Annotated in this window: 14 protein-coding genes; 1 reads left to right on the forward strand and 13 read right to left on the reverse strand. The window is 63.9% G+C overall.

Features of this window, described 5'->3' with window-relative positions; all coding sequences use genetic code 11:
- Positions 1-70: 70 nt before the first annotated feature.
- Genes NUH86_RS07745 through NUH86_RS07765 form a run of 5 tightly spaced genes read right to left on the reverse strand, consistent with a single transcriptional unit; the run spans position 71 to position 7,567 of the window.
- On the reverse strand, positions 71-3,307 hold the full coding sequence (locus tag NUH86_RS07745) for an efflux RND transporter permease subunit (RefSeq protein WP_267251887.1): 3,237 nt from the start codon (positions 3,305-3,307) through the stop codon (positions 71-73).
- On the reverse strand, positions 3,304-4,458 hold the full coding sequence (locus tag NUH86_RS07750) for an efflux RND transporter periplasmic adaptor subunit (RefSeq protein WP_267251888.1): 1,155 nt from the start codon (positions 4,456-4,458) through the stop codon (positions 3,304-3,306). Before NUH86_RS07750 ends, NUH86_RS07745 begins: the two co-directional genes overlap by 4 nt.
- The gene (locus NUH86_RS07755) at positions 4,455-5,723 is read right to left on the reverse strand and encodes a TolC family protein (protein ID WP_267251889.1); all 1,269 of its coding nucleotides are present in this window, start codon (positions 5,721-5,723) and stop codon (positions 4,455-4,457) included. The genes NUH86_RS07750 and NUH86_RS07755 overlap by 4 nt, the downstream gene beginning before the upstream one ends.
- A gap of 52 nt (positions 5,724-5,775) precedes the next feature.
- Positions 5,776-6,276, reverse strand: a complete 501-nt coding sequence (locus NUH86_RS07760; protein ID WP_267251890.1) for a hypothetical protein — start codon at positions 6,274-6,276, stop codon at positions 5,776-5,778.
- The gene (locus NUH86_RS07765; RefSeq protein WP_267251891.1) at positions 6,230-7,567 is read right to left on the reverse strand and encodes an MFS transporter; all 1,338 of its coding nucleotides are present in this window, start codon (positions 7,565-7,567) and stop codon (positions 6,230-6,232) included. Before NUH86_RS07765 ends, NUH86_RS07760 begins: the two co-directional genes overlap by 47 nt.
- 131 nt (positions 7,568-7,698) lie before the next feature.
- Between NUH86_RS07765 and NUH86_RS07770 the strand changes: the two genes are divergently transcribed.
- Complete coding sequence (locus tag NUH86_RS07770; protein ID WP_267251892.1) at positions 7,699-7,968, forward strand: metal-sensing transcriptional repressor; 270 nt, start codon at positions 7,699-7,701, stop codon at positions 7,966-7,968.
- Between the two features lie 119 nt (positions 7,969-8,087).
- Here the strand turns inward: NUH86_RS07770 and NUH86_RS07775 are convergent, their stop codons facing one another.
- From NUH86_RS07775 to NUH86_RS07810, 8 genes are all read right to left on the reverse strand, one after another.
- The gene (locus NUH86_RS07775; RefSeq protein ID WP_267251893.1) at positions 8,088-8,840 is read right to left on the reverse strand and encodes a sigma factor-like helix-turn-helix DNA-binding protein; all 753 of its coding nucleotides are present in this window, start codon (positions 8,838-8,840) and stop codon (positions 8,088-8,090) included.
- A 57-nt stretch (positions 8,841-8,897) separates the two neighbouring features.
- A complete protein-coding gene (locus NUH86_RS07780; RefSeq protein ID WP_267251894.1) occupies positions 8,898-10,088 on the reverse strand; it encodes a DUF932 domain-containing protein in 1,191 nt (396 codons plus the stop codon).
- A gap of 93 nt (positions 10,089-10,181) precedes the next feature.
- Positions 10,182-10,475: a hypothetical protein gene (locus NUH86_RS07785; protein ID WP_267251895.1), complete on the reverse strand. Its 294-nt coding sequence runs from the start codon at positions 10,473-10,475 to the stop codon at positions 10,182-10,184.
- 67 nt (positions 10,476-10,542) lie between these two features.
- Positions 10,543-10,716 carry a hypothetical protein gene (locus NUH86_RS07790; RefSeq protein WP_267251896.1) on the reverse strand — a complete coding sequence of 58 codons (174 nt, stop codon included), beginning with the start codon at positions 10,714-10,716 and terminating at the stop codon, positions 10,543-10,545.
- 98 nt (positions 10,717-10,814) lie between these two features.
- Entirely contained in the window at positions 10,815-11,318 is a 504-nt protein-coding gene (locus NUH86_RS07795; RefSeq protein ID WP_267251897.1) for a hypothetical protein, read from the reverse strand.
- Positions 11,311-11,772, reverse strand: a complete 462-nt coding sequence (locus NUH86_RS07800; protein ID WP_267251898.1) for a hypothetical protein — start codon at positions 11,770-11,772, stop codon at positions 11,311-11,313. Before NUH86_RS07800 ends, NUH86_RS07795 begins: the two co-directional genes overlap by 8 nt.
- Before the next feature lie 71 nt (positions 11,773-11,843).
- Positions 11,844-12,149 carry a hypothetical protein gene (locus NUH86_RS07805; protein ID WP_267251899.1) on the reverse strand — a complete coding sequence of 102 codons (306 nt, stop codon included), beginning with the start codon at positions 12,147-12,149 and terminating at the stop codon, positions 11,844-11,846.
- Between the two features lie 162 nt (positions 12,150-12,311).
- Positions 12,312-14,357, reverse strand: coding sequence for a strawberry notch C-terminal domain-containing protein (locus tag NUH86_RS07810; protein ID WP_323749009.1), 2,046 nt, complete (start codon positions 14,355-14,357; stop codon positions 12,312-12,314).
- Positions 14,358-14,482 lie beyond the last annotated feature (125 nt).

Raw genomic sequence — 14,482 nt, forward strand, 5'->3', positions numbered from 1 at the left:
CATGACGGGTCGGGCAGCAGTACAGAGCGCGACAGGCCGCCCTGACGATCTTCGCCAGGGCGGCTTACTGTCACGCCCGCACGACCTCCGCCGGCGGTTCTTTGGCAGTCTTCCGTTTAGCCAAAATTCGGAACATCAGCGCCGATATCGCCGGAAGAACCAGCAGCGTCAGCGCCGTCGAGGTGATGAGTCCCCCGATCACAACGGTCGCAAGCGGCCTTTGCACCTCGGCTCCGGTTCCGGTGGCAAGCGCCATCGGGATGAAGCCCAGGCTCGCGACCAAGGCCGTCATCAGAACCGGCCGTACTCGTTCCATCGCGCCACCAATGATCGCGCCGTCGATCCCTTCGCCGTCATCAAGCCGCTTGCGGATCGCGCTCATCATGACAAGGCCGTTGAGAACCGCCACGCCCGAAAGCGCGATGAACCCGACCGACGCGGTGATGGAGAAGGGTATCCCGCGCAGGGCCAGAGCAAACACACCTCCGGCCAGCGCCATGGGAACGGCCGTAAACACGACCAGCGCCGGCCAGGCACCGCCCAGTGCCATGTAGAGCAGCGCGAAAATCAGGACGAAGCAAAGCGGCACGACGATCGCCAACCGCTCGGAAGCGGACTGAAGGCTCTCGAACTGGCCGCCCCATTCGGTGAAGGTGCCGGCGGGCAGCTTCACATCGGCGATCTTCGCCTGGGCTTCGGCGACGAATCCGCCAAGATCGCGGCCTCGCACATTGGCTTGGATGACGACCATCCGCTTACCGTTCTCCCGGCTGATCTGGTTGAGCCCCTCGGTGTAGGTGAAACGCGCGACTTCGCTGAGCGGGATGGAACGCGCGTTCCCGGCACCGTTGGATGGTAGCATGACCGGGATCGAGCCCAGGGTGTCGATATCGTCGCGCTGTGCGTCGGGCAGACGCACCACGACAGCGAAGCGCCGATCGCCTTCGAACAACAAGCCCGCTTCGCGTCCACCCAGGGCGGCCGCGACCGTACTGGCGACCTCCTCGACCGACAGGCCGTAACGGCCCGCCGCCTGGCGATCGACCTTGATGTCGAAGGTCGGTGCGCCCGATGTCTGCTCCGCCTGCACGTCCGCCGCGCCTGGAATGGTCCGCAGCGCTGCCGCGATTCGGCCTCCCGCTTCGCTCATGGCATCGAGATCGTCGCCATAGAGCTTGACCGCCACGTCCGAGCGAACGCCCGCGATCAGCTCGTTGAACCGCATCTGGATCGGTTGCTGGATCTCGGTGCGGTTGCCGATCAGCGGCTTCATCCGTTCCTCGATCCGCCGAAGGATATCCTCCTTGGATTTGACCTCGGCGGGCCACTCCTCTTCAGGCTTTGGGATGACATAGGTATCGGACGCATTAGGCGGCATCGGATCGGTGCCCAGATCGGCATTGCCGTTCTTGGAAAAGACCAATGCCACCTCGGGCAACGTCTTGAGTGCATTTTCGATCTGGAGCTGCATCGCGGTCGACTGGTCGATTGAGGCGGACGGAATACGGAAATTGGTGACCGTGATGTCCTTCTCGTCGAGCTGCGGCATGAACTCCTGTCCAAGAGTGCCGAACAGCAGCACCGCTGCCGCAAACACGCCTGCGCCGCCGAGGATGAACGGCATTGGCCGCGCCACGGCGCGGGTGAGCGCTGGTTGATATTTCTCCTTGAACCAGCGGATCGATCTGACCTCGGTCTCGCTGACCTTGCCGGTGACCAGCAACGCGACCATCGCTGGCACGAACGTGATCGACAGGATGAACGCGCTGGCCAGCGCCAGCATCAGCGTGATCGCCATCGGTGCGAACGTCTTGCCCTCCACGCCCTGGAAGGTGAGCAAAGGTATGAACACGAGGAAGATGATGGCCTGGCCATAGACGGTTGGCCGGACCATCTCCTGCGCGGCGTGAGTGGTTTCGGTGAGGCGTTCGAGTCGGGTTAGGAGTCTTCCTTCCTTGTGCTGCCGTTCGGCGAGGCGCCGGAGCGCGTTTTCGACGATGATGACCGCGCCATCGACAATCAGGCCGAAATCCAGCGCGCCGAGACTCATCAGATTGCCCGAGACACCCAGCTCATTCATGCCCGCCGCGGTCATCAACATGGTGATCGGAATCACCGCCGCCGTGATGAGCGCGGCGCGGATGTTGCCGAGCAGCAGGAACAGCACGACGATGACCAGCAGTGCGCCTTCGACCAGATTCTTCTCGACCGTAGCGATGGTCGCATTGACCAATTTCGAGCGGTTATAGGCTTGGCTTGCGACAACGTCCGGCGGCAACGTCTTGTTGATTTCGACCAGCTTGTCGGCGACGCGATTGGCAACGATGCGACTGTTCTCGCCAGTGAGCATCAAAATCGTCGAGATGACTGCTTCCGACCCGCCGACGCTGCCAGATCCGGTCCGCACCGCGCCCCCGATGACGACCTGGCCGACGTCCTTCACGCGCACCGGGACGCCGGCACGCGTGGCGATCACCGCTTCCTCGATGTCGGCGACCGAGCGCAGCCGCGCGTCGGCGCGGACGAGGAAGGATTCACCGGCACGGCGGACATAATTGGAGCCTGCCGACAGGTTCGACCGTTCGAGCGCGTCGGCGAGGTCAGTGACCGAGACGCCATAGGATGCAAGCGCGGTCAGATTGGGCTCGACGACATATTGTTTCACATAGCCGCCGTTGGAATCGACACCGGCAACACCCTGCACGGTGCGCATCTGCGGCCTGATGATCCAATCCTGGACCGTTCGCAGATAAGCGGCCTTGGCAACCACCGTGGTCAGTTTCTCGCCTTCGGGCGTCAGATAGGCGCCGTCGGACTGCCAGCCCGGCTGACCGTCAACGACCTTCACGCCCTTGCCGTCGGGATGTTCGAATGCGACGCTGAACATGAAGATCTCGCCCAGACCCGTCGTGAGCGGCGCGAGTTGGGGTTGAACGCCAGCAGGCAGGCTGTCCTTGGCCTGAGCGACCCGTTCGGTCACCTGCTGCCGGGCAAAATAGATGTCGGTGCTGTCCTTGAAGACCGCGGTGACCTGGCTGAACCCGTTACGCGTGAGCGAGCGGGTCATCTGCAGGCCGGGAATACCGGCAAGCGCTGTCTCGACGGGAAAGGTGACCTGCTTCTCCATGTCGACCGGTCCGAGGGTCGGCACGAAACTGTTGATCTGGACCTGGCGGTTGGTGACGTCCGGGACCGCGTCGATCGGCAGCAGGGTGATCTGCCAGGCGCCGAACAGGACGACGAGAAAGGTGAGGAAGGCGACCGCCCATCGCGCTCTGACCGAGAGCCCTAATATGCGCGCGATCATTCCGCCGACTCCTTGCCTAGCTCGGCCTTGAGCAGGAAGGCATTGGTGGTGGCGATCACCGTGTTTGCAGGGAGGCCCGAGGCAATCTCGACTATGCCGCCGCTGCGCGTTCCAACCCGCACGGTCTGCGCCTTGAACCCCTGGCGGGTTCGCACGAACACCACCGAGCGATCCCCTAGCGTCTGGACCGCATCCTGCGGCACATTCACGCCTGAGGCCGCATCGCCGCCGCTGGCGAAGATACGCGCCTGGACGAGTTGGCCGGGCGCGATCAGGCCGCCGCCTCCGCTTGGCGTCACGACCACCGTCGCTTGCCGCGTCTGCGGATCGACCACGCCGGTCGCCGAGCGGACCTGGCCTTCCACTTTCTGGCCGTTGTTGGTCGTCAGCTCGACCCTGTCACCCGCCTTCACACGCAATGCGTCCGCTGCCGGCATGCTCGCCTCGATCTGAAGGCGGCGCGGATCGGCGACACGGAACAGCTCGGTCTCGGCCTGCACAAACGCGCCGAGATTGACGGGTGCGGATGTTATACGGCCGGAGATCGAACTGACCACCGCAACCGACCTGCCGTCGCGCGAGACCTTTGCCGCGCTGGCGGCAGCGCTCGCTTGCCGGGCTTCGGCCTGAGCGACCGCCAGATTGGCTTCGGCGGTCTCATAGTCTGCCCGGGGCGACACCCCTTGATTAAGCAGTATTCGCTCGCGCGCGAGTTGCCGGCTTGCAAGCGTAACCCTTGCGGCAGCCGTACTGCGATCGGCGGCGATCGCCGACGCATCGCGGCTCTCGACAAGGGCGATCGTTTCGCCCTCACTGACCGGATCACCGATCCGCTTGAAGATCCGGGTAACGGTGCCCGCTGCCCGGGCAGTGAGCACCGCTTCGGCGTCAGGCGTTGCCTCCACTGTGGCGCTGGCGAGGATGATGCCGGCGACGCCACCGGATGCCGCTTGTGCAAGGCCAATCCCCGACGTCTTGATACCGTCCTGGGTGATCACGACCGTGTCGGTTGGAGCGGTGGAGGCGGCCGCTTCCGTCTCGTCTGTCGGTGCGGACGGACCCGTCATTCTGGCGACACCGAAACCGGCAAGGGCGGCGAGGACGAGACCGATCGCGGCCCCGGCATAAAGCTTGTTGCGGTCGGGGTTCATTGGATCTCATCTCCGGAAAGGGTGCGGCCCTGAAGGCGGGCGAGCTGCGCGCGCGCCTCGAAACTGGCTACTTTGGCGTCGAGGACGATCCCGCGTGCCGCGCCAAGGCCTTGGCGGGCGTTCAACAATTCGACGAGCGGGGATTTGCCAGCCTCATAGGCGATGCGGGCGAGACGATAGGTTTCTTCCGCGGTGCGTTGCGATGCCTCCGCAGCGGCAACCCGCGACTGCGCGGCCGCAATCTGCGCCCCGGCCGCGCGGGCTTCGGCAATCGCATCGTTACGCGCCATGGCCAATCTTGCGGCGGCGGCCTGTGCCTCTGCTTGCGAAGCGGCGATATTGCCACGATTGCGATCGAAGATGTTGAGCGGGATCGAGACGCCCGCCGTCAGTGCGGTCGCATTTTCATAATCGAGGCGCCGCACGCCGACGATTGCCGTCACATCGGGGATTGCCCGCTTCTGTTCGGCGGTCAGGCGGCGCTCGGCAGCCTCCCGCTCTGCCTGCGCGGCAAGAAAGGACGAACTCGTCATCGGATCGACGGGGCCATAAGCCGGTGCCGCGACCGGCACGGTCAGGAGCGATTCCGACAAGCCGGTGAAGGTCTCCTCGACGCCGGCGAGTGCGGAGAGGCGGGCATAGGCCGCAATGCGATCCGCTTTCGCCCCCTCAAGATCGGCGCTGACGGCGTTCAGCGCGGCCTCTGCTTGCAGGGCGCGCAGCCGCGCTTCCTTGCCGGCATCGACCAGCACGCGAGCGGCGCGCAAGATGTTCTGCGCTTGCTCGACCTCGCCTTCGGCCAGCATTATCCGCTGGTCTGCGACGTCCGCCGCTGCATAAGCGCGTGCAAGATCATAAGCGTAGCGGATCTTCGCATCACGATCGCGGGCGCGGGACGCGGCGACGCCGGCCTCTCCGGCTGCGATCCTCGCCGAACGCTTGCCGCCGATTTCAAGCGGCTGGCTATATTGCAGCGTCGTCTCGGCGCGATCGACCCCGCGATAGGGAGACGATCCCGCGACATTCTCGGTGAGAATGCCGATCGTCGGATTGGGTCGGGCGCGCGCCTGGCGTGCAAGACCTTCGGACCGGCGGACCTCAGCTTCGCTTTCGATACGCCGGGGCGCCTCGGCGGTCTGGCGTAGCAGTGTAGCGAATGGCGGCGCCACTTGCGCCTGTGCGGGTGCGCACAGCGCCGCGACGCAGGTCGCGACCATCATGCCGGACACCACGCGACGCGGCAGCCGGCCTATAAAGGCTCTCATATTCTTATCCCCAAAAAAGGCTGCAATGACGGCACGCGCTACGCGCGTGAATTCAGCCTCGCGGGGGACGCAGAATTGACGAAGGTGCGATAGACCGCGCCGCTTCGGCAGGTTCGCGCGCCCAGATTGCGGTGACAGGCTTCAAGAGCGCAACAACCACAGCCTGCGCGGGCACGTCGATTGTCTGGAGCACCGCATGAGCCGCCAGATGCATCAGGTCGGGTGTGTCCGGCTGCTCGGGCGGGGCGTGATCATGATGATCCCGATCGACGCTAACGACATGCGCGGCATCATGGACGTGCGGCATAGCGTCATGCCAGGTGGCGAGCGCCAGCATCCCGAACAGCGCCAGAATCGCCGAGAGCGCAAAAAGGCGCATGCGGGCACAGGCCCGCACCGAAGCGCGCAATCTGACCGACGATGCCGTCATGTCGTTACGGGTATCGCGAACACGGCCGGTCCACAAGCGCGCCGCAAGGCAGGGATCATGACAGTCGAGATGAAAGTCATTGGCGTGGCCAGCGCTGATGGAGATCGTCGATGACGAACGCATGCTCCCGCGCCGTGCCGTGATCGCCGCGCAGATGGGGATGATCGGGCGCGAGATCCGCATGATCATGGTTCACCGTAACGGGATCTGCGCTGGGCCAAAGCCACGATGCGGCCAGGGTTCCGACGGCCGCGATCACCGCCATTGCCGCAAAGGCCGCTGTCTGCCCGATGCTGGCGCCCAACAGACCCACCAGGGGATAGCAGATCAGCCAGGCGCAGTGGCTGAGCGCGAATTGAGCAGCGAACAAGGCCGGACGGTCGTCGGCATTAGCCGACCGTCGAAGCAATCGGCCCGATGGCGTCACGCTCATCGAATAGGCGATACCGAGTATGAACCAGCCGATCAGGACCATGCGCCAATAACCGGGCGCTGCCCCAAAGCTTGCCGTGAGCACTGCCAGAAGGGCGAGACCGATCGTCATTGCTGCCGCAGCACCAATCATGATCGTACGATCGGCGACCCGATCGAGGATGCGTGGCAGGGTCAGCGCGGCAAGGATCGAGCCTGCGCCAAAAGCGGCAAGCGTGAAGGCAACATCACGCTGCGTGAGGCCGAGATTGCCGCGCACGATGACCACCGTGTTGACGATGACCATCGAACTGGCCGCAGCTGAAGCAAGGGTCAGCGCCAGCAACCCCAGCAGGCGCGGCGTCTTCAGATAGATGCGCGTACCCCGCGTGGTCTTGGCGTAGATGCCCCCACTTCTTGGTTCTGATTTCGCCGCGCGCGGCAGGACCGTCGTCACGACGAGCAGCGCCGAGCACAGAAACCCGATCGCCGTTCCCGAAAATAGCCAGTGGAAGTTGATGACGGTCAGCAGCCCGGCAGCCAGGATCGGGCTGGTCAGGCTTTCCATGTCATAGGCGAGCCGCGACAGCGACAGCGCGCGGGTATAGTCGCGCTCCTCTGGCAGGATATCGGGGATGGTTGCCTGGAAGGTCGGCGTGAACGCGGCTGAGGCGGATTGCAGCACGAAGATCAGGAGATAGACCTGCCAGACCTGGCTCACGAACGGCAGGCAGATCGCCACGGCCATCCGCACGAGATCCATACTGACGAGAAATGCGCGACGCGGCAGGCGGTCGGCGAAGGCGCCCACCACCGGCGCGACGCCGATATAGGCCACCATCTTGATCGCGAGCGCCGTCCCGAGCACCGCGCCTGCGCTGCCGCCCGCGATGTCATAGGCAAGCAGGCCGAGCGCAACCGTCGCGAGCCCCGTGCCGATGAGCGCGATGACCTGAGCCATGAACAGATGGCGATAGGTGCGGTTTGCCAAGACGGAGAGCACGTGGCGTTTGTTCCGATTGATTGCGACCCTATCCCCTATGGGGGATATAGGACGCGCTTGAGCTAACCTCCCGGGGAGGATATGTAAAGGGCCTGAGTGTCCCGCTCGCTGATCTACAGGATGACCATTTGATGACCGATCACAGGCACGCCAGCCACACAGCGATTGTGAAACGGCTCAACCGGGCCGGGGGACATTTACGCAGCATCGTCGAGATGATCGAAGCGGGTCGGCCTTGCGTGGATATCGCCCAGCAGCTTCATGCGGTCGAAAAGGCAGTGGCGAACGCGAAAAAGGCGCTGATCAACGATCATATCGATCACTGCCTGTCCCACGCAGAGGCAGACAAGAACGTAGGCTCGGCCGTCGAGCAGTTTCGGACGATCTCCAAATATCTATGACGTAAGCTGCCACGATCGTTGAGACAGCGATCGCATTGACCCTGACACCAGAAAGCCCGGCGGCGGTGATGGCGCGCCGATCGTGCCGTGCGGACGAAGGAACAAGGATCTGGTTGGCATCACGCCGGGCGATCGGGATCGCGCTGGAAGCACATCGTCAGGTGGGTCAGCGCCGCTGCGATCTCTCGCTCGATGTCTGCGACGGAGGTGCCGGTGCGGTCGGCGATTTCGGTATAGGGCAGGCCGTCAAGCTGGTGCAGCTCGAAGATCGCGCGGCGGTCGAGCGGCAGTGAGGCAATCGCCAGTCGATAGGCGGCCGCGTCAATCGCCTGAACGGACAAGATCTCGGCAGGCACCTGATCAGACGTGGTTTCCGGCTCTATCGGCCCGGTATCTGGAAGAGCTCGAGCGCCAACAGACAAGCCGCGGTCGGCGGGCGGCTTAGGGGTAATGGCGACCCAATTGGCGAAGTCATCGCCTTCTGCGCCGCAATCGTCGCAGGTCTCATTGTCGAAGAGCCCCGAAATCGACCAGCATTGTTCGTCCGTATCCCATCTGGCGGTGGCGTCGCGGGCGACCCCATCGCTTCCGCAGTACGGACAGACTGGCTTCTGCGCGGCCGCGGGACAAGGCGATTGAGGATCGGGATCATCCCCGTCCGTGATCGGCACGACATGGGCGTGAAGGCCCAGATCGGGAACACGCGGGTCGTGGTAGATACTGTCCTCTGCTTGGATGAGGGCAAGGCGGACGGCCTCGGCGACATCCTCAGCCTCGATATCATATTGTCCGCTGGCGAAGCATTGGTCGCCGCTCAGGAAATCGACGGCAATGCAATAGGCGCGCGTCGGCGCCACCGAATTCTCGGTCATGGCAAATCTCCAGAATCTGGAAGCGTCGGCGCCGGACCGCGTCCGGCGCCGACGCGGTCAGTTGGCGCGTTCCATCAGCTTCCGGGCCTTGCCCTCGAGATCGAGGCGGTCGTCCTGATGGGTCTTGTGTCGCGCGACGGCGGTGATGCCCTGCACGAAGTCGTAGAGTGACGCGGCGGGGTGCCCTTCCTCGTCGAGGACGGTGGCGACGACCTTGGCCGTGTCGGATTTGGAGAAGCCGCGGTTGCGCAGGAAGCTTGAGCGATCTTCGTCGGTCCGCGCGACGATGCGGTCCCGCGCGGTGCGGATACCATTGATGAAATGTACGGCTGAGGAATCCGCGAAGTGGGTCAACGCCGGCTCGGCCTGCTGCGCGAACCGATTGGCAGCGAATTTCGAGTGGCGGATATTGATCTCCTCGAAATTCTCGACGCCCCAGAGATTCCGGTTCATGCACACCGCCCGGAGATAGAAGGTCGCGATGCCGAGCGTCTTCGAGCCGACTTCCGAGTTCCAGCAATAGAAGCCGCGGAAATAGAGGTCCGGGTCGCCATTGGGCAGCCGACCCGCTTCGATCGGATGGGTATCATCCACCAGGAAGAGGAAGACGTCGCGATCGGAGGCATAGAGGGTGGTCGTGTCACGGCTGACATCGACATAAGGGTTATAGCGCATCGTGCCCCAGTCGAGCACGCCCGGAACCTTCCACCGTGTATCCCCGACGCCGTCGCCCGCGAATTTCATCACCGCCGCGACCAGCTCATGATCCCAGATCCGGCCATAGTCCGGGCCGGTGACCGCCCGCAGCTCGGTGCGGCCATCATGTGTCTGGAGCAGCTTCACCTGCTCGCCGCGATGGGCGATCAGGCCGTGCTGGAGATTGATGCCAGCGAGCGCTGCGGGCAGATCGCGCAGATAAGAGGCCGGTGCGCCGACCAGGCTGCACATCTGGCCGAACGACCAGTTGGTGGGAGCAACCGGTTCGTCGCTGCCGGGTACTAGGAGTGAGAGGCGCTCGGGATTGTCGCTGCGCGCCTCGACGCGGACGGCCCGGCTCTCGACGACCCGGGTTGTCGCCGCCTCGGCGCGGGCGCGTACGCGATCATAAAGGCTGGTGAGGGAGAGATAGCGTTCGTCCTCGGGGCGCGAAAACCATTCCGAGGAAACGCGGCTGACGTTCCGGCCGCGGCTGATATCGACCTTATAGGCGCCCGATACCGGGCGATCGACGGTTGCGATCATGTTCATGGGGACCTCCTGATACTGGCTGCGCGCGCGAAACGTCGTTGCCTCCGCCCGCCGCACATCCCCCAAGGCCCCCTTCCCTCCGCCGGTCCGGCGTCATTGATCGCTCGCGCAAGGCTCGCCGCTGAGCATGGGCTCGGCCCGGCAATTGTCGGGTTGTGAATCGAGCGCGGTGAGGCGACGCGCAGCGGCGTCGAGGGAAGCGGGCCGAAGGGCGTGGAGCCAGGTCGGCCCAAGCTGGTTGCGCACCATTCGCAGCGATGCCGAGAAAGGCTCGAACTCGTCGCTCCCGTTCATCCATTTGAGCGAAAGGGCGCGCTTCCAATAGCGCCCATGGCGCGCCCGGAAGTCGAGCAACGCGCGCCACATTGCGGGGGTGGGGTCATCCATCGGAGGTCTCCCGGGGTGTTGGTTGGGCAGCGGCAAGCCCGCTTGAGCGAGTATCCGGTCATGGCCACTAAAGCTGTTGGACCACAAAGCGGTCGGATACGCCGCTGCAGCCCAGTTCGACCTCGAACGTCGTATCGCCGGTTTCGGCTTTCTCGCGCGCCTCTTCGAGTGTCTCCGCCTCGACCTGATACTGCATCTCGAAATTGCGGGTCTCGGTGACCGCGAACTTGAACTGGGCCATCTCATTGCCTCCTTCGGTTTTTGGCGCTGCGATGGTCATGAGCATTTGCAGCGCCTTTGACGGTTCGGGTGAAGCTACGCTTCTACGGCTCGGCGAATTTAGAGGACGCCGCCAGAAAGCGACGCCGCGAGGGCTTCGCCGGTGCTTTCAATCTCGATCCGATCGTGGAAGATCGCGCACCATCCGCCGCCGAACTCCCCGACGCGCATTCGCGAACAGGTGACGCTCCATTCGAAACCGATCGGACCGGTGAGGAGCGTTGCCGAGCAGCAGCGCTGGATCAGCTTGGCGAGTGCCTCGGGGTCGAGGGCGATTTCCGACGTGACGACGGCGGCGACCATCAAAGGATCAGCAAGGTTGCTGCCCGTCAAAACCGCGCCGAAGGATGGGAAATCGCGGTCGGAGAAGATGTCGCGAAAACCAGCCCAGCGGTCGTCCTCGGAGGCCGGAAACAGCGCCAGGAATTCGGGGCTCGGGCTTACCGTATCGGGATTGTAGCCCTCGCCAAGGCCATAGCTCGCCTGAAAGGCTTCCTCCAGCAGCGCCATCTCCGCTGGTGAGCAGGAGAAGGCAAAGCAGCCCTGGACATAGGTGTCAGCCATGATCCTGCTCCTCATCATCGACGATGGTCAGCGGGGGCAAAGCGACATTGGCCGACTGTAGATAGGCGCTGACGGCCTCGAAGGTGCCGAGTGAGCGAAGTTCCGGCTCGGTGACCACGACGATGTCGTTATCGGTGACGGTGTAGGAGCGCGGGTCGGTCGCGCCATCGAACACGATGCGCTCGGCCTCCCAACTTCCGGGATAGCTGCCGCACCAACGCTGGAAGGGCAGCCGATTGTCGACACAGAAGGTCTCGAGAGACTCAAGCCGGCCCCAGGAAACGTCGTCGGCCGCAAGTTCGAGCGGGCCGAAACCAGTGATATGGCCCATTGAGAAATACTCCCCGAGCGGATCGGTGAGCGCTTCATCCTCGATAACGGCGATGAACGCGGCAAGTTGGGCGCGCGGCAGCGAACCGCCGATGCGGATAGTGACGGAAACACGGTCGGCCATGATGGGCCTCCTGCGAAGTCGGTGAAGGGAAGCCGCCTCGGGCATTCAGACCTGCGAGGCGGCGGGGTTGTTCAGGCAGGGTCGCCGACAGCAGCGGCACCGATCAGGTATCGCAGCTTCGCCCATGCAGCGGCCTCGCCCACACGAACGCCGTGGTTGAGGCCCTGCCCGTAGAGACGGTAAGCGATCGCCACCATTTCGGGAGAGGCATCGGCGGGCACGAAGGAGAGGAAATTGCCCTCATCGTCCCGCAGTTCGAGCACGTCGCCGTGATTGCCGTTCGACGGCAGGGCGACACGGGCGGCGGAATGGAGTTCGGCGAGATCGAGATTGAAGCTCTCGACGAACAGCGCGCCGATCGGATCGGGGTCGGCCATGATTGGTCTCCGGTGTGCGCCGACGACCTATTCGCCGACCACATCCAGCCCCCTCCCTTCCCTCCATGCGGCCAATATGCGCGACCGGGCCGCAGCCCGAGACAGCTCGGCCTCGGTCGCGCATCGCAAATTGGGTGTGTCGGGCGTCTGTCAGCCCGCTATTCAGGGAGTGGCGTTTGCGGAAATTGCCACGAGGATATCCTCGGCACGATTGGTCGGAACGAACAGGCGCGTCTTGTAGGCGATGATCTCGGTGAAGCAGCCGAGCGACTTCAACCATTCGCGTTTAGCGGGCGGGAAGCTTTTGATCTCCAGCCGCGCCTCATCGTTGACATAGGAACGCTGAAGGCGTGCGCCCGGAAGTTCGGGGATTGCGACGCCGTCGCTGCCGCGGGCCGCTGCGACGATTTCGGTCGGCGACAGGGCGATAGCCATGGTCACGCCGAACGCCTGTGCAAGCTTCTCGAAACCAGCGGGCGAGACGATCCTGCCCAACATCGAATTGCCCTGGGCATCGGAGATCCGCCAGACACGGACATCGTCATCGGGCAACCGGTTCCAGACTGGCAAGAGCAGCCCCGTGGCGATGTTGATGGTCTCGACGTCGATCCGCGTGGCGATGTCCGCGCATTCCGCCTCCCAAGCAGTGCGAAAGCCGGCCATGTCGATCTCGCGCCAATGGCTCTCTGCGAGCGCTGACTGACGAATGCGCTCGGAGCCGACGGGACGGATCAGCTCCCAGACCTGAATGGATTGCCCGTCATTGTCGAGGATCGACCAGGAAGGCACCCGTAGCGCGATCCGGCCCGAGCGGCCATTTTTCAGGAACGCGATTTCCTTCGCCCCGGACCAAGTCTCCATGAGACGTTCAAAGGCAGTCGCGCGGCGCCGATGATGAAGCTCGATACGGCAGAGCCTGGTCTCGGCGCCGGTCACCGGATCGCGGCGAAGGATCTGCTCTTCGAGCGGCACGATCCGCTCAGCCTTGATCGTCTCGACGCCGACATCGAGGGTCCCAGCATCGCGCGCGGCATCGATGCGGGCCTGGATCAGCGCCATATACTCCTCGAAGATCGCATTTTGGGTGCCGATCCGCAGCGCCAGCAGCCGGTTGAGCCAGCGTTGTATCGGGGGCAAAGTTTCGAGCAGGCCGCCGCCATTCTGATCGACGAGCTTGAGTCCGGTCATAAGCGAAAAATCGTCGAGTGTGACGCTGGTGAGTTTCCCCAGATAGAGCAAGCGATACCATTGGCTTAAAGCATCTCTCGCATAATCGCTCTCAAGATTGTCCGCCGGATCGAAAAGGTTCTGGCCCCCGGTCTGCCGCTGCCCCCGGGTGAGCGCGCCAAGACTGTCGAGGCGTCGGGCGATCGTGCTGATGAAGCGCCGTTCGCCCCGGCAGTCTGTCGTCACCGGGCGGAAGATCGGCGCGCTGAGCTGGTTGGTTCGGTTGGATCGCCCCAGACCCTGGATTGCGCTGGAGGCGCGCCAACCCGGTTCGAGCAGATAATGGACGCGGCGGCGGTCGGCCGTCGGACAGTTGCGATCGGCGTGATAGCTGCGCCCCGTCCCACCGGCATCCGAGAAGGCAAGGATCGCCTTGCGGCCGGACATGAAGGCGTCGGATTCGACAATATTACTGCGCGCGGTCCGGCGTTCGACCTGCTGTCGCCCGCTGCCGTCGATCACCAGGCGCCGCGTCCGGCCAGTCACCTCGGCGACTGCGTCGGTGCCGAAGTGACGGATCAGTTCGTCGAGCGCGGCGGGGATGGCCGGCATGGCACATAGGCGCTCGATCAGGTCGTCACGCGCCTGGAGGGCGACCTGACTATGGACAGGGTAGCCATCCTCATCGACCATCAACTCGGAACGGGGTTCGCCATCGGAGCCCTTGAAGACGCGCATCATCCGCGTGGGGAAAGCGGATTTCAGATAGTCGATCATATATTCGCGCGGGGATAGTTCGATATCGAGTTGCGCGCGCTCGTCGGCGGAGAGGCCCGCCAGACGACGGTCCAGCATCGCCTCGGCCGTGGTGACCAACTGGACGATGGCATGGCGCCCTTCAGCAACATCCGCCTCGATCGCACCAATGACGGTCGGCAGCTTCATGGCAATCAGTAACTGGCCGAAAAACCGCTGCTTAGCACTTTCGAACCGGGACAACGCCGAGCCCTTGGCCTGGGCATTGAGCGCCCGTCCGTTCATGCCGTCGACGATGTTCGTCGCTTCGAGGACGGTGTCGAGATTCTGGTGGATCAGCGCTTATCGCGAGGAAGCGGTAATGCGGAGGAACGCGGCGTAGTCCTGCAAAGCTGCGGAACATTTCGCCA

This window comes from Sphingobium sp. JS3065 (assembly GCF_026427355.1).
GTDB lineage: Bacteria > Pseudomonadota > Alphaproteobacteria > Sphingomonadales > Sphingomonadaceae > Sphingobium.